At 58.7% G+C, this 20,502-nt stretch carries 20 protein-coding genes; 6 read left to right on the forward strand and 14 right to left on the reverse strand.

What is annotated here, in order from left to right; translation table 11 throughout:
- Positions 1–240: 240 nt before the first annotated feature.
- Both VIH17_01160 and VIH17_01165 read right to left on the reverse strand, forming a co-directional pair.
- Positions 241–1,212 carry a thioredoxin domain-containing protein gene (locus tag VIH17_01160; GenBank protein ID HEY4681841.1) on the reverse strand — a complete coding sequence of 324 codons (972 nt, stop codon included), beginning with the start codon at positions 1,210–1,212 and terminating at the stop codon, positions 241–243.
- 300 nt (positions 1,213–1,512) lie between these two features.
- A complete protein-coding gene (locus tag VIH17_01165) occupies positions 1,513–3,153 on the reverse strand; it encodes an NAD+ synthase (protein ID HEY4681842.1) in 1,641 nt (546 codons plus the stop codon).
- A gap of 98 nt (positions 3,154–3,251) precedes the next feature.
- On the opposite strand from VIH17_01165, the gene VIH17_01170 reads away from it, so the two are divergent.
- Positions 3,252–3,737 (forward strand): tetratricopeptide repeat protein, encoded by a 486-nt coding sequence (locus VIH17_01170; GenBank protein HEY4681843.1) that lies wholly within the window; start codon positions 3,252–3,254, stop codon positions 3,735–3,737.
- A 100-nt stretch (positions 3,738–3,837) separates the two neighbouring features.
- On the opposite strand, the gene erpA is transcribed toward VIH17_01170, so the two are convergent.
- Complete coding sequence (erpA, locus tag VIH17_01175; protein HEY4681844.1) at positions 3,838–4,164, reverse strand: iron-sulfur cluster insertion protein ErpA; 327 nt, start codon at positions 4,162–4,164, stop codon at positions 3,838–3,840.
- 469 nt (positions 4,165–4,633) lie between these two features.
- Here erpA and VIH17_01180 point away from each other — a divergent pair, with 469 nt between their 5' ends.
- Positions 4,634–5,635, forward strand: coding sequence for an isocitrate dehydrogenase (NAD(+)) (locus VIH17_01180; GenBank protein HEY4681845.1), 1,002 nt, complete (start codon positions 4,634–4,636; stop codon positions 5,633–5,635).
- A 267-nt stretch (positions 5,636–5,902) separates the two neighbouring features.
- Here the strand turns inward: VIH17_01180 and ccoS are convergent, their stop codons facing one another.
- Positions 5,903–6,094, reverse strand: coding sequence for a cbb3-type cytochrome oxidase assembly protein CcoS (ccoS, locus tag VIH17_01185; GenBank protein ID HEY4681846.1), 192 nt, complete (start codon positions 6,092–6,094; stop codon positions 5,903–5,905).
- A gap of 410 nt (positions 6,095–6,504) precedes the next feature.
- On the opposite strand from ccoS, the gene VIH17_01190 reads away from it, so the two are divergent.
- Positions 6,505–6,945 carry a hypothetical protein gene (locus tag VIH17_01190; GenBank protein ID HEY4681847.1) on the forward strand — a complete coding sequence of 147 codons (441 nt, stop codon included), beginning with the start codon at positions 6,505–6,507 and terminating at the stop codon, positions 6,943–6,945.
- 320 nt (positions 6,946–7,265) lie between these two features.
- Here VIH17_01190 and VIH17_01195 read toward each other — a convergent pair whose 3' ends face one another.
- From VIH17_01195 to VIH17_01235, 9 genes are all read right to left on the reverse strand, one after another.
- Positions 7,266–7,787, reverse strand: a complete 522-nt coding sequence (locus tag VIH17_01195) for a cupin domain-containing protein (GenBank protein ID HEY4681848.1) — start codon at positions 7,785–7,787, stop codon at positions 7,266–7,268.
- A gap of 220 nt (positions 7,788–8,007) precedes the next feature.
- Positions 8,008–8,367, reverse strand: coding sequence for a tetratricopeptide repeat protein (locus VIH17_01200; protein HEY4681849.1), 360 nt, complete (start codon positions 8,365–8,367; stop codon positions 8,008–8,010).
- Entirely contained in the window at positions 8,364–9,050 is a 687-nt protein-coding gene (locus VIH17_01205) for a hypothetical protein (GenBank protein ID HEY4681850.1), read from the reverse strand. The genes VIH17_01200 and VIH17_01205 overlap by 4 nt, the downstream gene beginning before the upstream one ends.
- Positions 9,047–9,688: a YkgJ family cysteine cluster protein gene (locus VIH17_01210; protein ID HEY4681851.1), complete on the reverse strand. Its 642-nt coding sequence runs from the start codon at positions 9,686–9,688 to the stop codon at positions 9,047–9,049. The genes VIH17_01205 and VIH17_01210 overlap by 4 nt, the downstream gene beginning before the upstream one ends.
- 285 nt (positions 9,689–9,973) lie before the next feature.
- The gene (locus VIH17_01215) at positions 9,974–10,255 is read right to left on the reverse strand and encodes a hypothetical protein (protein ID HEY4681852.1); all 282 of its coding nucleotides are present in this window, start codon (positions 10,253–10,255) and stop codon (positions 9,974–9,976) included.
- Positions 10,256–10,418: 163 nt separating this feature from the next.
- Positions 10,419–13,988 carry a BadF/BadG/BcrA/BcrD ATPase family protein gene (locus VIH17_01220; GenBank protein ID HEY4681853.1) on the reverse strand — a complete coding sequence of 1,190 codons (3,570 nt, stop codon included), beginning with the start codon at positions 13,986–13,988 and terminating at the stop codon, positions 10,419–10,421.
- A gap of 18 nt (positions 13,989–14,006) precedes the next feature.
- A complete protein-coding gene (locus VIH17_01225; protein HEY4681854.1) occupies positions 14,007–15,800 on the reverse strand; it encodes a hypothetical protein in 1,794 nt (597 codons plus the stop codon).
- A 408-nt stretch (positions 15,801–16,208) separates the two neighbouring features.
- Positions 16,209–16,877 carry an MBL fold metallo-hydrolase gene (locus VIH17_01230; GenBank protein HEY4681855.1) on the reverse strand — a complete coding sequence of 223 codons (669 nt, stop codon included), beginning with the start codon at positions 16,875–16,877 and terminating at the stop codon, positions 16,209–16,211.
- Between the two features lie 28 nt (positions 16,878–16,905).
- Complete coding sequence (locus VIH17_01235; GenBank protein HEY4681856.1) at positions 16,906–17,187, reverse strand: hypothetical protein; 282 nt, start codon at positions 17,185–17,187, stop codon at positions 16,906–16,908.
- Between the two features lie 277 nt (positions 17,188–17,464).
- Here VIH17_01235 and VIH17_01240 point away from each other — a divergent pair, with 277 nt between their 5' ends.
- Both VIH17_01240 and VIH17_01245 read left to right on the forward strand, forming a co-directional pair.
- Entirely contained in the window at positions 17,465–17,743 is a 279-nt protein-coding gene (locus VIH17_01240) for a 4a-hydroxytetrahydrobiopterin dehydratase (protein ID HEY4681857.1), read from the forward strand.
- 132 nt (positions 17,744–17,875) lie between these two features.
- A complete protein-coding gene (locus VIH17_01245) occupies positions 17,876–18,970 on the forward strand; it encodes a glycine cleavage T C-terminal barrel domain-containing protein (protein HEY4681858.1) in 1,095 nt (364 codons plus the stop codon).
- Between the two features lie 11 nt (positions 18,971–18,981).
- Here the strand turns inward: VIH17_01245 and VIH17_01250 are convergent, their stop codons facing one another.
- Positions 18,982–19,509, reverse strand: coding sequence for an NADH-quinone oxidoreductase subunit B family protein (locus tag VIH17_01250; GenBank protein ID HEY4681859.1), 528 nt, complete (start codon positions 19,507–19,509; stop codon positions 18,982–18,984).
- Between the two features lie 244 nt (positions 19,510–19,753).
- Between VIH17_01250 and VIH17_01255 the strand changes: the two genes are divergently transcribed.
- On the forward strand, positions 19,754–20,502 hold a 749-nt coding region (locus VIH17_01255; protein ID HEY4681860.1), incomplete at its 3' end, for a trypsin-like serine protease.

The following is a 20,502-nucleotide window of genomic DNA, read 5'->3' on the forward strand; positions in this document are numbered from 1 at the left end:
AACCCTTTTTCCACTTCATATCCATCCGGAAAATTCCTTGGGAGAGATGGGGAAGGGAAGTAAAAACGTCGGGCTCGGAAGCATCATACCACATCACCGATGAGCCTCCCGGCGAGCGGCGGAGAGCGACTCGGGAGTGAAGAGAAGCGGGCGGCGATGGCAGTTCCGGCGCGTCTGATAAGAGATATTATGTTAACTTGGAAGGATGGCCGAGCCGGTGGCCGGAGGCATCGAAGCTCTCTAGTTCTGGCTCGGACGGGGGGTCCGCGCGGCTTGGCGGGCCTGGCTCATTTCGTATTCGATCATCTGCTGGATGGGTTCGGCCTGGGCACCGATAAAACGCCGGCCATTGATGAACACGGTTGGGGTGTTGGCTACCTGGAGGGCTTTGCCTTCCTCCATGTCGGCTCGGACGGCCTGCCAGGCTTCATCTGATGTCAGGCAGGCGTTGAAGGGGACGAGATCGAGGCCGACTTGTTGAGCAAGAGCAATCAATTTTTCGCGGGCATTCTCCGTGGTGATGTTGGACTGGCTTTCGAAGACGAGGTCGTGCAGGGGCCAGAAGCTCTCCGGGGACTGCAAGTAGGCGCAGCGGCCAGCCAGCGCCGCCAGCATCGCCCAGGGATGAATCTGGGTGAGCGGATAGTTCTTGAATATGATGCGGAGGCGGGGATATTTGGGTTCGATCTTGCTTTTGAGAGTGCGGTAGAGCTCTTTGCAAGTCGGGCACTGGAAATCGCTGTAGGCGACCAGAGTAACGGCCGCGTCCGAAGGCCCCTTGCTCGGCCGGGCGGAAAAATCAATTTGCTTGAGCGTGTCGGCGAAGGGATCGCGGGCGAGGTTGACGATCTGGCCCAAGAGAAGATATTTACCGTCGGCACTGATCGAGACCACTTCCTGTTGCCGCTGCGTCCCTCGAGTGATGGCGACGGGCACGACGAAGAAATAAGAAATTTCCGTCGGCGCGGGCGGGCCGAGCTCGAGCTTGTATTCCGCGCCCCAGGCATAGAGCCGGCGCAAGGCTTGCTCGACTCTTCGGGTGAGCTCGGCCGGGCCGAGAACACCCCCGGGGGTGGCCGGGGCGACTCGAGGGCGCTTGGCGGGGGGAGCCGATTGCGGCTTGGCGCCTGCCGGGGTTTGGGCCTCGAGGGCGGCGACAAAGTGCAACAGCAAAATCAAAATAACGAAAACAGCCAATGTGCGATGCATCATTAATCCTTGCTCCTTGGGGCTGGCGGCGCTCCTCCGGAGGGGCAAGAAGGGCAAGCTGAAGCTTGCCCCTACAAGAGCCCTAGAAAAGCCCTAGAAAAGCCCGTACAAAAGGCCCTCCGAAAGGAAGGGCAAGAAGGGCAAGCTAAAGCTTGCCCCTACAAGAGCCCTACAAGAGCCCTAGAAAAGCCCGTACAAAACGCCGTCCAAAGGAAGGGCAAGCTAAAGCTTGCCCCTACAAAAGCCCTAGAAAAGCCCGTACAAAAGGCCCTCCAAAAGCCCGACATGCGACATGATGTGACATCATGCGAAATATCTCTGAGCCACCGGAAAGCGCCGGCCGACTCCGAAAGCTTTCGATGTGACCTTCAATCCCGGCGGGGCCTGCTGGCGTTTGTACTCGTTCCGGTTGACCCGCCGGATAACATCCTCGACCAAGGATATTTCAAAACCATAGTGGTCGGCAATCTCGCGCGGCCCTTTGGCCTCTTCGATATAAGATTTCAAGATGCGGTCAAGGACGTCGTAGGGGGGCAAAGAGTCCTGGTCGGTTTGATTGGGCCTCAGTTCCGCCGAGGGCGCTTTGGTGAGGCAAAGCTCGGGGATCAGTTCCCTTTCGCGGTTAATCCACCGGGCGAGGGAATAAACCATGCTCTTGGGGATGTCGCTGATGACGGCCAGGCCGCCCGCCATATCGCCGTAAAGGGTGCAGTAACCAACGGCCAGTTCCGATTTGTTGCCGGTGGACAAGACGAGGGCGCCGAACTTGTTGGAGATGGCCATGAGCAAGTTTCCGCGAATGCGCGCCTGGATGTTTTCCTCGGTGACATCTTCCTGCCTACCGGCAAACGGTTCGGCCAGGGTGGCGCGATAGGAGTCATAAATGGGCCCGATGGGAACGGAAATCAGGGGAATGGCCAGATTCCTGGCCAGGGCCCGGGCGTCGGTTACGCTTCCCGGCGAGGAATAGGGTCCGGGCATGGTCATGCCAAGCACATTGTCCGGGCCGAGCGCGGCCACCGCTACCGCCGCCACCAGGGAAGAATCAATTCCCCCGCTCAGCCCCACCAGCACCTTTTCAAAGCCGCATTTCTTCACATAGTCGCGGGTGCCCATCACCAGGGCGCGATAGACGGCCTCAAGCTCGTCCTCCGGCTGGGGATGAATTTCACCCGTGCAGGATTCGGTGTCAAACACCACCAGATCTTCCTCGAACGAGCTTGCCTGGGCGCAGACGCGACCCTCGGCATCGAGGGCCACGCTCGAGCCGTCAAAAATGAGACTGTCCTGCCCGCCCACCTGATTCACGAAGAGCACCGGGCGGCGATACGTGCGGGCGATGTTGCGGAGCATTTCCAGCCGCAATCGGCGCTTGTCCATGGTGTAGGGGGAAGCGGAAATATTGATGAGCATGCCGGCGCCCTGCCGAATCAACTCCTCGACCGGATTGCGGGGGTAAAGCTGATGCTTCCAGAAATTCTTGTCGTTCCAGACATCCTCGCAGATGGTAATGCCCATCGGGATATTTTCAAAAAGATAGACGGACTGGCTTTTGGCCGGTTCAAAGTAGCGTTCTTCATCGAAGACGTCGTAGGTGGGCAGAAGCATTTTGTGTTGTTCGAAAACGACGCGGCCATCGGTCAAGAGAGCGGCGGCGTTGGCGTGCGGCTTCCCCTGATTGGAGGTTCTCCTGGAGACGTATCCGACCAGTGCCGCGACGTCGGGCAGTTCCCTGGCAAGCTGGTCGAGCGATTGGCGATTTCTTTCAATGAAGCCAGGGTTTTCGACGAGATCCCAGGGAGGATAACCGCAGATGCCCAGCTCGGGGAAAATGACGAGATCGGCGCCGCGCCGGCGAGACTCGTCGGCCATGACCAGCATGCGCCGACGATTGCCTTCAAAATCGCCGACCGTGGGATTGAATTGCGCAAGAGCAACTTTCATGGTTCCAGACTCATTTCTAGCATAGCCCTCCGGGGCAGTCAAAGACGGGCATGGCCCTAATCAAGCCATGACCAAAAATTTGGCTATAATATCTGTCTATGCCAGAAGGACACGACCGCGAACTGGCGTTTGAATTGTTCCGCCAGGCGTACGATCACCAACTGCGAGGCGAACTGGATGAGGCCATCGAACTCTATAAGCGCTCGCTCGAAGCCTGCCCCACCGCCGAAGCCTACACCTTCCTGGGATGGACCTACAGCTTTATGAGCCAGTGGGATGAGGCAATCGCCGAGTGCCGGAAGGCCATTGAAGTTGATCCCGACTTCGGCAATCCGTATAACGATATCGGGGCCTACCTGATTGAAAAGGGTCAATGGGATGAGGCGGTGCCGTGGCTCGAGAAAGCATGCGCGGCGCGGCGGTACGAAAGCCACTTTTTCCCCCACTTCAATCTCGGCCGCATTTGCGAGCACAAGCGGCAATTCCGGCAAGCAATGGATCACTACAAGCGCGCTCTCGAACTCAGCCCGCAGTACACGCTCGCCGCTCGAGCCCTGCGCAGGCTACAGGCGATGATGAATTAGGGAAGAGAGGGGCGGTTCACGAGCCGCCCCTACAGGGCGGCATACCGGCAAAGAGCCTTGAAGAAAACGGTTCGGAGAAGGCGCAGCAAAAGCTCGGGAGCTAAACGCTGAACGAGCTGCCGCAGCCGCAGGTTTGCTTCACGTTGGGGTTGTTGAACTTGAACCCGGCGCCCTCGATGGTTTCCACGTAATCAATTTCGACGCCTTCCAGGTATTGCAGGCTCATTTGATCGACAAAGACTTTGAGCCCGCTGAATTCCAAGACGTCATCGAGACCACCGTTCGATTGGTTTTCGAAGGCCATGCTATAGGAGAAGCCCGAGCAGCCTCCGCCCACCACGGAAACGCGCAGGCCGACGGCCACCGGGGCCTGCTGTGCCATGATCTCTTTGACCTTCGATGCGGCGTTTTCTGTCAGAGTAATCATTCTTCCCCCCCGTGAGAGCTAAGGGCATTCAGCCGAGAAATTCGTCAACTTAAGCAACCCATTATAGCAATAATGGTGGCCAAGTCCAATCCTCATGCGCTGAATGGTTACCGGCCTTGCCTCAACGGTTGGTTGGCGACCCTGGAGTGAAGGTGCCATAAGGATATAGGGGCGGCTCGCGAACCGCCCCTACCAGGGCGGCATACCGGCAAAGAGTGTTGAAGAAAACGGTTCGGAGAAGGCGCAGCAAAAGAAAAACAATAAGGGCGGTTCGCGAACCGCCCCTACGGTGGGTTGGTGCCGCTCAAAGGAACGCGCAAGAGGACGCATCCGTTGCTCCCGCTCCGCCTGTGGCGCTCTCCAGCCTGTTCCCTTCCCTCTTCTGCCTTTCGTCGAGTTGCTTTAGAATGGACAGAGGGCAAGCTAAAGCTTGCCCCTACACAAGCCCCTACACAGATTTGGCTCGACCATGGCGCACACGATCACTTTGATACCCGGCGATGGCATTGGGCCGGAGGTAGCGGCAGCAACCTGCCAGATGATTGCCGCCACGGGGGTGAAAATCGAGTGGGAGACGGTTCAGGTGGAACCGCCCGGGGAAGCTCTGCCCGGGGAGGTCTTGAGCAAAGAGCTGATCCAATCGCTTGAGCGCACCCGCGTCGGCCTGAAAGGGCCGATCACGACGCCGATTGCTGAGGGCCGGGCGAGCGTCAACGTGGCCCTCCGGAAAGCCTTTGAGCTGTACGCCAACGTTCGGCCGATCCAAAATATTCCCGGCGTCCGCGCCACCCATCCCAACATTGACCTCATCATCGTCCGGGAGAACACCGAGGGGGAATATTCGGGGATCGAACATGAAGTTGTTCCGGGCGTCGTCGAGAGCTTGAAAATCATCACCGAGCGGGCTTCCACACGAGTGGCTCGATTTGCCTTCGAGATGGCCAGGCGGCTGGGGCGGAAAAAAATTGCGGTGGTGCACAAGGCCAACATCATGAAAATGTCAGATGGGCTGTTTCTGCGTTGCAGCCGGCGCATCGCCGGGGAATTTCCCGAAATCGAGTACAAAGAGGTCCTGGTGGATAACGCCTGCATGCAACTGGTCATGAACCCGCACCAGTTTGACGTGCTGTTGCTCGAAAACCTGTATGGCGATATTGTGTCGGACCTTTGCGCCGGGCTGGTGGGCGGGCTGGGCGTGGTCCCCGGCGCCAATCTGGGGGATGGCTGCGCCATCTTTGAGGCCGTCCACGGCACCGCCCCCGACATTGCCGGGAAACAACTGGCGAATCCCACTGCCCTGGCGCTGTCGGCCGCTCTTATGCTGCGACACCTGGGGGAAAAGGGTGCCGCGGATCGGCTGGAGAAAGCCATCCACCGCGTCTATGCGGAAGGAAAACACTTGACGCCGGATGTCGGCGGGAGCGCCACCACCGGCGAATTCACGCGCGCGGTCATCCTCGCCGTGGCCTAGTGTCCTGACGCAGAAGTTCGATGGAAAAATCGGACCTTCAGGGAGTGCGGCGGCTTGCCGCCGCCATCCCGGAGTCAGCCGGGGCGGCGGACACCTGCTCCAAGCCATAGAAGAGGTGGAAGCAAGCCTCCACGTGAGAAGGCGGGAGCAAGCTCCCGCACTCCACGCTCACGGGCTGCCCGGCTGAGAATTATTCAGCGAACTTCTGAGACACGACAGTAGAAGGCGACACTGAAGCGCGAACGACCTTAGATTTGATTTGAGAGGTTATCGGGTGTGGCGGGGGAGAGTTTCCGCTTCCGAGCGGAATTCCTTATCTTCTTCAAGCATCGGGTGCTTGATCCCCTCGATATCGCGGAATTTGCGGTCGCGGACTGCCCAAACGAAAACCAGAAGAAAACCAAGGGCCATCAAGAGACAGATAAACATCAGCAGGATGCCAAGCGCGGCTTCGCTCACATGGGGCTCCTTCGCAATTCTCCTGGGCCGACGTGAATCCTAGCACTTAAGACCCCGCCGGCCAATAGAACTCCGACAGCTAATTAACATCCGTTAATGCTCTGGTCACACCCAATCTGTAGGGGGTTGATTTGAGGCCCAAGGACAGCCGACGCGTACATCACCAGCGGCTACTTAGCGTTTGCCGTTAGTCACAGGTCGGGAAGCCATCTAATCAGGAAAATACGTTTCAAGTTGCACTTTGCCTTTTCGACGCGAACAGCCAGTGAGAAGTGCGCCGCTACTGAACTTAGGGCGACTGAGCAAGGCTGTGCCAAAATCATTTCTTTTTGGATTCGCTCAGCTCAAACTTGTGCCTCGATTGACAAGGGAACCGGGCAGCTTTATATTTTTCGCGGCGGGAGGGTAGGATGAAGAAGGTAGCTGTAGTTCTACTCGTCGCTCTTGCCGTTCTCGCGGTCTTCTGGCATATGAACCGCGAACGCGAGTACAAGGTACTTGAGTACAACCACGGTGACAAGACGGCAACTGCAACGGTCCAGCACGTCAACTACCTCGGATTCCGACACGGACCCGTACTGCAACTGGAGTGTTACGGTTCCCTAGACAAGAACACAGACCTTTCCGACCCTGCCTACAGAACCTCCCCGGATAAACCAGCGACATGGGAAGGCGCTGTTGCCACTAAGCACTGGATGCATCATGGCTGTAGACCTTTGCCTATCGGATTTACGGTTCGATTCGACAGGCAAAAATACCCCCCCAACTACTTGGACTATAACACGGCGCAAGAGACCACCACCGATACGTGGTTCAGTCATTCCTACTGGGAAGTCAAATCCGAGCACTGATTGCGAGCGTAAACAAAAACTTGGGCGCGAATTGGGCACAAGACTTCGGCATTTTCGGCTGGAATTGGGGCTGCCGGGAGTGGAAGGGCAACCGTTACGAGGCTTAACGCAGCAACGATTCGGCTCAAATGCCGTCGCCCAGAAAGTCGTGTCGAAAGGGTTGCCTTTTGGTGCGCGCTATAAAGTTATGGTTTTGGGACTTGCGCTTTTATGGCGGCCCCTTCACCCGCCGCAGCAAGTCTTTGAAGTTTGGGCTGGACCTTCTGCGCTCCAATCCAGGATCAACTTCCGGATTGAGGTTCCTCCTGTGCCAGACGCCTCTAGTCTGCGGAATTGCGCGGGGGTTCCACGCCAACATCAGCTGGAGTCGGTGGGCCCTGCACCCAGTTGATGTCCCAGGCAGCATCCACAGTGATCAGCACCAACCCGCCGTCGGGCAGCCAGGCCTGATGAACCATCCGGGCCGGAATGTAGTTAAATGATCCCGGACCCAGCACATCCCGCTTGCCTTCGCACTCAAACACCATGGTGCCCGCAAGTACAGTGTGGGTCTCATTCGCGCTGTGCCAGTGCAGGGGGACATGTATCTTTCGCGGATTACGAATAAGCAGATGCGTCGCCTGAGTCTTGGAGTCAACGCGCAAGATCGTGATTTCCGGGGAGGCGTCGCCCAGTTCCGGAACGATTTTCTGCCACTGGGCGTTCTGATAGTTCACAGAGAAGTAGTGGGGTGAATCGGGAGGGGCCTGGTTGGGCAGCCCCTCGATTGTCGCGGCGAGTCCGATGGCGACAACCGGCAGAAGAACCAACGTTGCAAGCCTCCGAGCTGAGATTCCTTTCATCTTGGCCTCCAAAAGACGACTTACCCTGTTCCGCTCGCTTTCCCTATCACGAAGCGCGCCAAAAGTGTTGGATTCTGATACAGCCCAGCAAGTTCTGCCCTTGCAGGGTGAAATCACAGAGATTACTCCCGTTCTTAAGGATTATGTCCGATAAGAAGTCCGTTTGTTCCTGGCCAATTAGGCGAAAGGTCGGGTCCGCCGACAACATTATTGCCGACTTTCAAATCGGAAATCCGGGCTGATATCGCTCCAGAAGTCCGAGCAACGAGCGGTCGCCGAGCCGCGCCGCTTCACGCGCATGTTGCCACGCCTCTTCGTAATTTCCCCGAACCGCATGGATCTGTCCCAGTTCCCGGTGTGGAAGCGCATAGTTCGGCTCCAGCTCGAGGGCGCGCTGGTGCATCTGGATGGCGTCTTCGATCCTGCCCTGCATGCGGAAAAAAACTCCCAGGGCGCAATACGGCTCGGCCTCCTGAGGATCCCGGTCAATGCGGGCCAATTGCTCGGCGATGGCCGAGTCGAGGTCTTTGCCGATGGCAAAGTCCACAACGTCGCGGCGGAAAAAATCTCCGAGGTTCACTGCTGGTTCTCGGCCTGGGGGGCGGCGGGGGGTGGCGGGGCAGGCGGCGTCGCCGCTTTTTTGAGCACGTGCTCCATGCCGGTGCGAAAGAGCATTTGCGCCGCCGGGTTATTGGGATGAGGAAAGGGGAGCGGGAGAGCATTATAGAGAAGCAAACGCTCGCCCAGCCCGGCCGCTTCGAGTAACGGGATCAAGAAGCGAGTGCGCTTGGAGAGGAGCACAACGTGTTTGGGCTTGTAGGAATTCCGGATGCGCAGCGCCAGGGCCGGCCCGAAGCGATGCGAAAGCGCCTGCGGGTCGGCTTTCGCGCCCTCGCGAAATCCCGGCACGACATCCTCGACCGGACATTCCAGGGCGTCGGCGAGAAAGAAATTGCGCTTCTGGAACATGAGGAGACAACTCTCCTCATCCCGCTCAGCTCCCTCGCGGACATCAATCGCCAGACTTCCGATCAACTCATCAAAGAGGACGCGGGAGAGGCCGTGCTTGGCGGGCTTGCCCTTGCCGGCATAGTAGAAGTAATTTTCAAGGTCGGGCGGGGGCGCTTCAGCAACAAACAGGATGTGGATATGGATGGGCCGAAATCGGGAGGCGAGTTCGAGCCGGCGCATCCGATTGGCCAGGTGTTCTGGACTGACCTGGCCGCCACAGCCGTCACAATAGACCGCCGGCGCGGAACTCATTGCCCCTGCTCCCGGTCGAGAGCTTCATCATAGTCAAAGAGAATGGCATCGGCAACGGTCATCGGGCCGGTGCCCGCGGGCAAACTGCTTCGGCTTTGCTCCTGGACCTCTTGCCAGCGGTGGTGGATGAGGGATTGGTTGCGGATGATTTCGTCGGAAGGGATGGTTTGGCCGTCCTGGAAGTTGAGCTCGCAGGCGCCGAGGCGATCGGGATGCTCGGGATTAAAGATGGGCATGCCATACTTGCGGCAGACGAGCGGCCGAGCCTCATAGACGCGGCAGGCGCCATCGTAGCCGAGGGCGGGGCAAGCGAGCCGCAAGCCTTCGCCGGGCAGTTTTCCCTCGATTTGGACGAGGTTGCGGTTGCCGCGCCAGTTCTGGAGTAACCGCGCCCGGGCCTCGCGGTAGCGCTCGGCTCTGGCTTTCAGGTCGGCCTGTTCTTCTGCGGGCTGGGTCTTGAGCCAGCGGGCCAGGTAGGCAGCCTCGATGGCGGTGATCTCAAACAACTGATAGCAACAGGAGCTGCAGCCGCGCCGGCACTGTATGCGGTCGCCAAACACCTGCAGGTTCCGGTCAAACTCCCGCTTGACCATTCCCTGGACTTCCTCATAGGCGCGGTAGATTTCTTGTTTGGTCACGGCAAATCGCTGCCACCAAGAACGAAAGCCTTGCGGGGAGGCAAGGCTGAGGATGCCGGGGGCGGTGCTCTTCCAACTCAATTGCTCGACAAGCGGGCAAGCTGAAGCTTGCCCCTACACAAAGACAAGAATGACGGGCGGGCTTGCCCCTACACAAAGAAAAGACAAGAGCTTCTGACCGCCCCATGACGAGGGCAAGCGAAAGAGGGCAAGCTGAAGCTTGCCCTTACACAAAGAGAAGAGCCCCTACGCAAAGAAAAGCCCCTACACAAAATTGGAACGGCCCTACGTGGCCTGTGGAATGTATTCCGCCAGTTCGCATTCCAGGTCGGCCGGCGTCAGCTTTTCCCCCTCGTTCAACCGGCGCACGAATTTGTCGATGAGCAGTTTCGCTTTATCTTTGCGCCAGTTCTTGATGAACCCGTCGTAGTAGTGCTCGCCCTCGGTGGCGCTGATGATCTCAAATTCCTTGTTGTGATCATGGAGCTCGGTGAAATAGACGACCTTGTATTTGCCGCTGTAGGTTGCCTCGCGGTAAATCTCGAACATGGTCTTGTCAGCTTCCATGAAGGGCTCTCCTGGAATTGCTTTGGTTGGTGGCTAAGGTACCAGAGTATCTGTGTAGGGGCAAGAGGCGGTCTGAAGACCGGCCCCTACGTTAACAGCAAGAACCCCCTGCGATCTCCAGGGGGCTCGGCCGAAAGTTTTTGGGTGGCGGTCAATCGTTCTGTTAATCGCCGGAAATCGCGGCACCGTCATTCCCCGCGGCATGGATGGTGGCTTCCGGGGCAAGGGAATCGCCCCGGGGAATGAAGTCCTCGTCGAATTCCAACTCATCAGCGGCTCTGTTCCCTTCCAAGCCGCGGCGGAGTTGCTCTTCGTAATGGCGCAATTTGGCCTCGACCTCGGCCTTTTTGGCCTTGTTGCGGACGATGTCTTCGCGGTAGCGCTTAAGGAAATAGCCGATGGTCTCGACCCGGATCCTGATCGAGCCGGTGGGCTTGTTCTCGTCAATGTCCTTGAAACAGAAATAGGGTGTGCCGGAGTGCTCGACGATCTCTTCCACCACCGAATAGATGGGGGCGTCGTGGCCGCATTTGAAGCTCGAAAGCTCCAAGGCCACCAGGTTGGGGTGGCGGGCCACGTACTTGGCCACCCAGACTTTCCGGCTGGTGTTTTCGCTGTAAGAGTTCTTCCAGACGTCGGTGATGGCCATGGGGTCCGGGATCTGGCCCTGCTGAACTTCCTCGCCGAACAGCCGCCAGATAATGTCGTCGTCAATGGGCAAAGAGTCTTGAGCGAAGACGGGGTAGCCGAGCTTCTGGAATTCATCGAGGATTTCGTGGTTGACGCCGGGGTCGTTGTGGTACGGCCGGCCGAGAAGCACGATGCCGATCTTATCCTCGCTCTCAATCTTGTCGAGCACCTCGCGGGCGGTGCCGCGCAAAACCACGTTGGTGAAGAGGTTCATCGCCTTGTTGCCTTCCAGGACGGCGCGGAAATTCTCTTCTTCGGAAAGACCCAGAATATCGGCCCAGTCCTGATACATCTGCCGCGCCAACAAGGGAGTGTCGTTCATCACGACGAGCGTATCCACGTAACGCACGCCCTTTTCCTTGAAGACATCGCCTTCCTTGGTGAAGGCTGCTTTCACCGAAGCCGGGGTGGCGGTTACGGTGGGGCAGGCGCGGTTGCTCTGGGTGTGGGTCAGGTCGGTGGTCAACGAGTCAATCATGGGGAAGAAGATGATGTCGAGTTTCTTCTTCGGGTGATGGACATAGAGCAGGTTGTGGGTGTGCGGGATGCCGATTTTGGAGGGGAAGCAGGGGTCAATGGCGCCGCGTTTGCAACCTTCCTTATAAAGCTGTTCGCTGGTAAAGTCCGACCAGATGATATTCTCCGGCTGTACGCCCAGCGATTCAAAGTAGGCCGTCCAGAAAGGCCCGGTTGAGTACTGGTTCAGGAGGCGCGGGATGCCGATCTTGATGGTCGCCCGCTTCTTTATCAGCTCGAGGCGCCGCTTTTGCGCCTTGGTGAAGGCATGCTTGGAGAGCGGGTCGGCGACGATCGGCGGCGAGTAGCTGCGGAAAGCAGCCTTGGCGGCCAGCTCGACCAGGTTCGGATTTTCCTTCTTGATGGCGTCGAGACCGGACTTGATGTTGCGCATATCGTCCACGTTTTCGACGGTGCCCTTCTCGCAAGTGGCAATGATCAACCGCTGCGAGCCCGGTTCGAGCGGCACTTTGGTCTTGACGGGCGGCTTGTAGTCGGGATTGGGGGTTGACGACTTCACGTCAATGAAGGTGCGCAGGCACTTGTTCTTGCAGAAGTAGCAGCGGGTATCTTCGCTGCGGGCCGTCTTGTAGCTAATGGAGGCGACGGCATCGAGGCCGATGAAGCGCGTCTTCATCCCATTTTCGAACAGGCGAGCCGCCTCGAGGGCAGCGCCGATGGCGCCGGCTTCCCCGCAATGCTCGTGGACGCGCACGTTGGGCTGGATGGGCTTGCCCTTAAAGCGCGATTCAATGAAGTCCACCTGCGCCTTCACCGCCGCCAGGTTGTGCTGCGTGCCGCCCTGCAAAACAAAATTGCGGCCGAGCGAGGCCAGGTTTGGAATCTGGCTGACATAGAGCCAGATGTTCTTGGGCAGGACGTTGGCGAGTCCGGCCATGATTTCCTCAGCCTTCCAACCCTGCCGCTGAAAGTCCACGATATCGGACTGCATGAAGACGGCACAGCCGTAGCCGAACTGCGGGAAGGCTTTGGCGCCAAAGGCCGCGTCGGCATACTGCTCGACGGAAATGCCGAAGCCTTCGGCGGTGGACTGCAAGAAGTAGCCATTCCCGGCCGAGCACTGCGTATTCAACTTGAAGTCCTTTACCCGGCCGTCTTTCAGGATGATGATCTTGATGTCCTGGCCGCCGACGTCGCAGATCACATCCACATCGTGATAGAAGTGAAGCGACGCCTGGGTGTGGGCGACCGTCTCGACAATTCCGGCATCGGCGCAGATCGCGTCCTTCAAAATGTCCTTGGCGTACCCGGTGCAGGCAACGCCCAGGATTTCCAAACCGGCGCCCTGGTCTTCCACCTGCTTGCGCAGCTTGGCGAACATTTCCATGGTGTCTTCGATGGGATTGCCCTTGGAAAGCTGGTAGGCCTTCACCAGCAACTTCTTGTCGGTGGAAAGGAGCACGGCCTTGGTCGAGGTCGAGCCGCCGTCCACGCCGACAAAGCATCGAACAACTTCGCCGGGCTGGAAGGTGGCCGGAAGAAACTTCTTGTGCTTGAAACGGTCCTTGAAGGCCTGAAGGTCTTCTTCCGACTTCGACAGGCCGGCGCCGCCGCCTTTCTTCATCTTCTCTTCATTACGGCCGACGTTGATAAACCACTCGAGCTCCTTGTAACCCTTGTAGAGGCCGACGCCCGGGTCTTCTGTCTTGCCATACTCGCAAGCGCCGAGGGCGGCGAAGTACTGAGCGTTTTCGGGCGTGCGGATGAGCGTCTTCGGATCCACCCCTTCCGGCAAGGGATAGCCGCGCTCCTCCCAGACTTTCGGGATATTCGCCTTCCAGCAGTCCTGCATGCCCTGGATGTAGGTGTTCGGGCCGCCGAGCAGCAGCACAACCGGCCGCAGGGTATTGCCCCGGGTAAGCACGGAGAGGTTCTGTTGAATAATGGCTTCGAAAAGGGACGCCATCAACTCCGGCGGCTCAACGCCCTGCTTCTGAAGAGAGTTGATGTCCGTCTCGGCAAAGACGCCGCACTTCCCCGCCACCGGGTGGAGCCTCAAGCCGTTATAGCCCATCTTGCAAAGCTCTTCCGACGGAATGCGGAGTTTGGCGTTGATTTTGTCAATGACCGCCCCGGTGCCGCCGGCACATTTGTCGTTCATGGAGGGCAGCTTCTTCTTTTTGCCGGTTTCGGGGTCTTCCTTGAAAATGATGATCTTGGCATCCTGCCCGCCCAGCTCAATGACTGACCCGCACTCGGGGTAGAGTTTTTCGACGGCGAGCGAAACGGCATTCACTTCTTGCACGAATTTCGCGCCGATAAACTTGGCGACCGTGCTCCCGCCCGACCCGGTAATAAAGACCCGGTACTGTTCCGGGGGAACTCCGGGGATATCGTTCTCGACGCGCTTCAAAAACTCGAGAGTCTTTTCCGGCTGCTTGGTGTCGTGGCGCTGGTAGTCCGACCAGAGCATCTTGTCGGTATCGGGATCCACGACGACGACCTTAACGGTGGTCGAACCCACGTCCACGCCCATGTAGAGCAATTTTTGATTTTCGGCGCTCATTTAGTTTATGTCCTCCGGTCAGCGGGCATGGCCATTCGACCGGCCAAGCTTCTCCGAGCCATCCATGAGATGGGAAACGTGCCTGGCGAAATTCGCTGCCGTGCCGATGACGCCCTTGTACTTGGGCACGCGGTACATGGGCCGCTGGAGGTCGGGATGCTTTTCGACAAATTCCTTGATCTGGTCAAGGGTCTTGCCGGTGGACTTCATGACTTCGGCAAACTCGATCTTGGTTTTGGCCTTCGCCTCGCCCAGGGCCATCTGGACGCGGCTGTGGGCGTTCACTTCGCCTTCGCCGGAGGTCTCGACGGGGAGGAAGATCATGTCCTTGTAGCGGGCGACGACGGCGGATTGGGCACCGTCAGACTGGGTGGAAGGCATGCAGCCAAACGGCTTCATGCTGAGGACCATGTGGCAAAGCTCTTTGTTGGAGTAGTAGATATTCTTCGCCACTTCCAGATGGCCCTCGCCGCCGCCGGCGCGCGAGTTGTAATAAGGATGGCCGACGCGCTGCAACTCATACTGGTCGGTCAGCCCGTGAGCGATGCCGCCAAGGGCATCCTTGATACGGTGATATTCGCGCTTGAAGATTTTCTCGGCAACTTTCAAGGTGGCGAGTTTCTTGTAGTAGTTGCGCTCGAGGGGGAGCCGCTTGCGGATGTCCCATTTGCCCGGCATCACTTCCTTGTCGGCCAGGCCGCGGCGGTCGCCGGTCTCCTGGATGGCCTGGTGGAGCATGTACATGATCCAGGTGCCAATGGGCTCGACCAAGATCTGCGCCCCCTCGTGCTCGAGGAAGCGGAACATGTTGAAGTTGCCGTCGCCCTCGGTGGTCTGCGCCCAGAATTCACCGGTGATCTTGACGATGGGTTTCACCCGCAGACGATCCACTTTGACCGCATCGAGCCGATCGCGGACCTCGCGCAGCGGGGAAAGATAGGCGTCGCCCCAAATCTGCGAAAGGAACTGGCCGAGGTAATTGGCCGCGCTCGTCAGCCCCGGGCGACCGTTCACGACCTTAGCCAGCCATCCGGTCGGTTGCCAGGGCTTCTTTCGCTTCATCACGCCTTGCATGAAGTCCATCAAATCATCAAGGACGGCATCGGTTTCGCCCTTGTTCAGTTCGAAGGGGCGAATCAGGTAGGCAACCTCGTTAATCAGGTCGCCCATGTTCATGGCGTTCAGGATGCCAAGGAAGAACTGGAGGTTCATTTCGAGGCCGGCTTCCGCCTCAGCCTGGTTCAGCCCGCCACCTTGCTGGAAAAGCATCACGCGGAAACCATCGAAGCCGGAATTGCGCAACGCCAGCCGGTACTCGGCCTCATACATCCCGAAGCGGCAGGGCCCGCAGGCGCCGGCGGTGAAGAAGACGTAGCGGTCGAGGATGTCCTGCTTGGTCATGCCCTGCTCTTCGAGCCGCTGGAGGTATTGGACAACATTGCCGACCGTGAAGTAAGTGGGGTTGCACTGGCCGTTATTGCCGTATTCCTTTCCGAGTTGGAAGGCCCGGACGTCCGGCGTGGGCACGACCTCACACTTGTAGCCGAGGCTCTCAAGCGCGCCGTGGATGAGCTTTTCGTGCTTCCAGGTCAGCCCGCCGAACAAAATCGTTGCCTTGCTGCGGTCGGCCTTGGTGAAGAGGCGCTCGGCGGGGCGCTTGAAATGGTGCACTTCTTTGTGCTGCACCCCATATTCGCGCTCCAAGCGGGCGCGCTCTTGCTCGAGCTTCTGGCGAATTAATTCTTCGGTGGACCCGAGCTGCACCAAACCAGCGGTGCTCGAAAGAGACGTGGGGGTGGTCTGTGTGCTCATGGCTTTACCTCGTCAAACAGTGAGATTCCCGCAATGCCGGCGGGACCATTTGGGAAAGGAAAATGGCGCTCGGATAAAGAGGCCTGTTGCCGGGTTTCCTCGACCCTCAGCAGAAGCATAATGGCTGGAACCTTGACCGCCGGCGATTCTCTACGCGTAAGATACCGACGGTAAAGGGGTATCCAGTGAACGGGGCAAATTGTCCAGCAAAGTGCGGCAGCCGGGATTATTTGGTTAACCATCAGATTCTTAAGGGATTAGGGAGAATGTAGGACTCAATTGGGGGGAAGAGGCGGACTCACTTGGTCGGGCTTGGCCGAACCGTGAAGGTCAGAAGCCGCCTAGAAGGCGGCGTTACGCCGGCCCAACGCATCTGGTCGGACTTGGCCGAACCGTGAAGAGCACGGGCTAAATATCCTGCAGGAAGGGATTCCACTCGCGTTCTTTTCCAATAGTTGTGGCCGGGCCGTGGCCGGGGAAGACAATCGTCTCGTCTGCCAAGACCAATAGCTTGTCCCGAATCGAGCGCATGATGGCCTTGAAGGAGCCGCCCCACAGGTCGGTGCGTCCGATACTGCCCTGGAACAACGTATCGCCGGCAAAGAGCCGGTCTCGCGAATCTTGATTTGGTTCTTGAACGGCCGGTGTACTTCCGGGCATGAGGAGGCTGATGCTGCCGCGAGTATGCCCCGGGGTGTGCAGGACTCGGGCCTCGAGCGCTCCCCAGGTCAGGCGGTCGCCCTCTTTCAAGAATCCGTCCACTTCCGCCCGCGGCGGCGCCGGCACGCCAATCATCAACGCCTGGGTCTCCAGATTGCGATAGAGCTCGAGATCCTCGGCGTGCATCAGAACCGGCGCGCCCGTGCTCTTCCGCAACTCGAGCAACCCACCGACATGGTCAATGTGGGCGTGGGTATTGATCAGGTAGCGAACCTTGAGGTCATAGCGGCGAATGATCTCGAGGATCTTTTCAACCTCGTCGCCGGGATCAATCACGGCTGCTTCTTTGCTTTTTTCGTCAGCCACAATCGAGCAGTTGCATTGCAGCCACCCGACGGGCAAAATTTCATGGATCATCCAGGGCTCTTCCTGCGGGGGCTTGCCTTTACGAGTCAAGCGGGCGCCCGTACTCAGGATTATCACGAGAAAATTCTTCCCACTGCGCATCCAGCTCGCGCTTGACCGCTTCAGGCATCGGTTCGGTTGGCGCGGGGGCGGCCGGCGGGGCAGCTAGATCCTCCTGGGCGCTTGCCGGGATAGCGCTGCCCGCGGCGGCGCCAGCGAGCCACGGCAGCACCTGACTGAGCGCCCGCCGCAAAAACCCGCGCCGGTCCGGATTTCTTTCGATGTCGGCTTTCTTGTCCATAAAGCAATAATTATACCGCACCGCATGCCACCTCAGTTGCCCAAGAGTTTCCCGCTTGATAATTTCCGGCAAAAATAGTATCTAGTGCCGTTCCAACTTGATGAACCTATACATCTCGATCCTGTATGATGAATAAAGCATGCCGTATGACTTGCGGAAAATGGCCGCAAATAGTTGGAACGGCACCAGCAGGATAAGTAACACATTAGAATCCGGGGAGACGGCGGCGGGCGGAGGCCAGGAAGTTTCCTGCGCGTCTTCCCCATCATCGATAGCAAGCACATCAAGGAGCCAGGTCATGCCATTGAGCGAAGCAGAAATTGGTGAGCGACTCAAGTCTCTCCCGGGATGGGACCTGGTCGGCAAGGCCATCCAGAAGCGCTTCAGCCTGCGATCCTTCGTTCCCGCCATTCAATTCGTCAACAAGGTTGCCGAATTGGCGGAAGCCGAGCAACACCATCCCGACATCGCGATCAATTACAACCTGGTAACTCTGGTACTCTCCACCCACAGCGAAGGCGGGGTCACCGTCAAAGACCTGGCGCTGGCAAGCAAAATAGACAGCATCAAGATTTAGCCACGTTCGCAAGAACAGCGTGAACGCCGCCGCGCGCCCGGGTGGCGGGTTGCGCCACTCGACCCATCCCACTACAATGCGAAAGGCGCCGGCGGGACGTTATGATCGTGTTCCCGGCGAAGGAACGGAACGATGACCCGGGCAAGCGCTCTCGACGAGCTTCATCAAAAGCGCGGCACGCCCACCGTGGAATGGGACCAGGTGGCGGTGGCCCGCTCTTTCTCCCATCCCCGTGAAGAATGGTTGGCCCTTCGGTCGGCTGCCGGAGTGCTCGACCTCGGCTTTCGCGGATGGGTCGAAGTAACGGGCGAAGACCGGGTACGTTTTCTCCATGGGATGGTATCGAATGACGTCAAAGCGCTCTCGCCGGGTCAGGGTTGTGCGGCGCTTCTCCTGGATGTCCAGGGGCACGTCCTGGCTGAACTGCGCATTTTTGCTGAGACCGACCGTCTGTTCCTCGAAACTCGGCTCTCACAGGTCGAACGGGTCGTCAAGACGCTCGAGCATTACATCATCATGGACCAGGTCGAACTCGCGGATAAGTCCGCAACCGTGAGCACGATCGGTCTAGAGGGGCCAGCAACACCCGAAATTGTCCGCTCCCTCCTGCATCTCGAACTTGATGCGGTGGCACCCTTCGGGCACGCGAGCTTCAGCCTCGAGGGAATCAGGGGCGGGCTCATGCGCGTGTCCAATTGTGGCTTCCCTGGGGTCGAGTTTGTCGTGGAAAGGTCGCGTGCTGCCGAGCTTTGGAACATTCTCCTCGACGCTCTAGGCCCCGGCCGGCCGGTTGGCTTCGAGGCTTTGAATGTTCTCCGCGTCGAGGCGGGCATCCCCTGGTATGGATGCGAAGTGGACGACCGCACTCTGCCTCAAGAGGCCGGCCTGGAGACGACCGCGGTCAGTTTTACCAAGGGATGCTACGTGGGCCAGGAGATCGTCGAGCGCATCCGCTCGCGCGGTGAGGTCCATCGTACGCTCGCCGGCCTGATTTTGAGTTCGCTGGATGAACCGGCCACTGCGACCTCGGCGGGCAGGGCCGGCACGCCGCTCTTCCTCAAAGGAAAAGAAGCGGGCCGCTTCACCAGCGCCGTCCATTCGTTCGCCCTCGAACGGCCGATCGCGCTTGCCATCCTGCGACGCGAGGCAAGCCAGCCCGGAACAATGCTCACCTTCGACGGAGGTTCCGCTGAAGTAACAGCCCTGCCTTTTGTGAAGCTTGCCTGAAAAGATAAACGCTATTTTAGATTGAGGGCTTTTTTGAAGCTGCCGCGTTCGTTCATGATTTTCTTTTGCAGCAGCATGATGGCGTAGAGCAATTGTTCGGGCCGGGGCGGGCAGCCGGGGACATAGACGTCCACCGGGATGATCTGGTTGACGCCCTGGACGACGGCGTAATTATTGAAGACACCGCCGGAGGTGGCGCAGGCACCCATCGAGATGACCCATTTCGGCTCGGGCATCTGGTCGTAAAGGGTGCGAATAATCGGCGCCATTTTCTGGGAGACGCGCCCGGCAACGATCATCAGGTCAGACTGCCGGGGCGAGCCGCGGAAAACCTCGGCGCCAAAGCGGGCGATGTCGTACCGCGAAGCGCCCGTCGCCATCATCTCAATGGCGCAGCAGGCCAGGCCGAACGATAACGGCCAGAGCGACGACTTCCTTGCCCAATTCACCGCCTTGTCGAGGGTCGTAAAGAGAAAACCTTCCGACTCAGGGCCGGGGCCGAATTCGTCCGGTTGGGTGATCACAAAAGACGTAGCCATCAGTGTGAGGAAGACTCCTCCAGCTCTCAAAAAAATCATCACATATGGGGTGACAAAAGGCAAACGGCAGAGAAACGCGAACCGCCCTTGTCCCAATTCGAAACTAAAATCGGGAATTCCCGATTACATCAATTGACTTGAGTGCGCCATGGGTGTAGAGTTTCTGCCAGCTATTGAAACCGAGCCGTGGTTGGCAGGTTTCAACCTTGCAGCTCCCCAACATTCGATTCGAAGGAGTACTTCCATGAAACGGATACTCAATCCTTCTAGGGCCCTGGTATTGGCAGTGGCGCTGCTGTTGGGTGCGGTGGCGGGCGCGATCACGTTCGGCAGGCCGGACGGAAACGGTCACCCGAACGTCGGCGCGCTTATCGCGGAGTGGAGTGTGCCCGGGCAGAAAGACCTGCTTTGCTCGGGGACGCTGATCTCTCCGACCGTCTTCCTCACAGCCGCCCACTGCACCGCCTTCTTGGAGTCGCGCGGCATCACCCAGGTGTGGGTTACTTTCGATGCGCAGTTCACGGCAAATTCAGAGCTGATCCCGGGGACGATGCACACCAACCCGAACTTCAACGGGGCGCAGTCCGATCCTGGCGACATTGCGGTCATTACGTTCGACCGGCGAGTGAAAGGCATCACACCGGCGTCACTTCCCTCCGCGGGCCTTTTCGACCGGCTGAAGGCAGAGGGAAAGCTGAAGGGCAAGAAATTCACTGCGGTTGGCTACGGTGTGCACGAGCCGACGAGAGGCGGCGGGCCTCCGAGCTTCCCTTTCAGCAGCGACCGCTGGGTTGCGGTTTCTGAATTCAACGCGCTGAACAACGCATGGCTGCGCCTGTCACAGAACGACGCGACTGGCGACGGCGGGACTTGTTACGGCGACTCGGGCGGGCCGAACTTTCTGGGAGCGGGTGACAACGAGACCAGCATCGTGGCGGCTCTGACGGTGACCGGTGACGCCATGTGCCTGGCGACGAATGTCGTCTATCGGCT

The sequence above is a fragment of the Candidatus Acidiferrales bacterium genome, from assembly GCA_036514995.1.
Taxonomy (GTDB): Bacteria; Acidobacteriota; Terriglobia; order Acidiferrales; family DATBWB01; genus DATBWB01.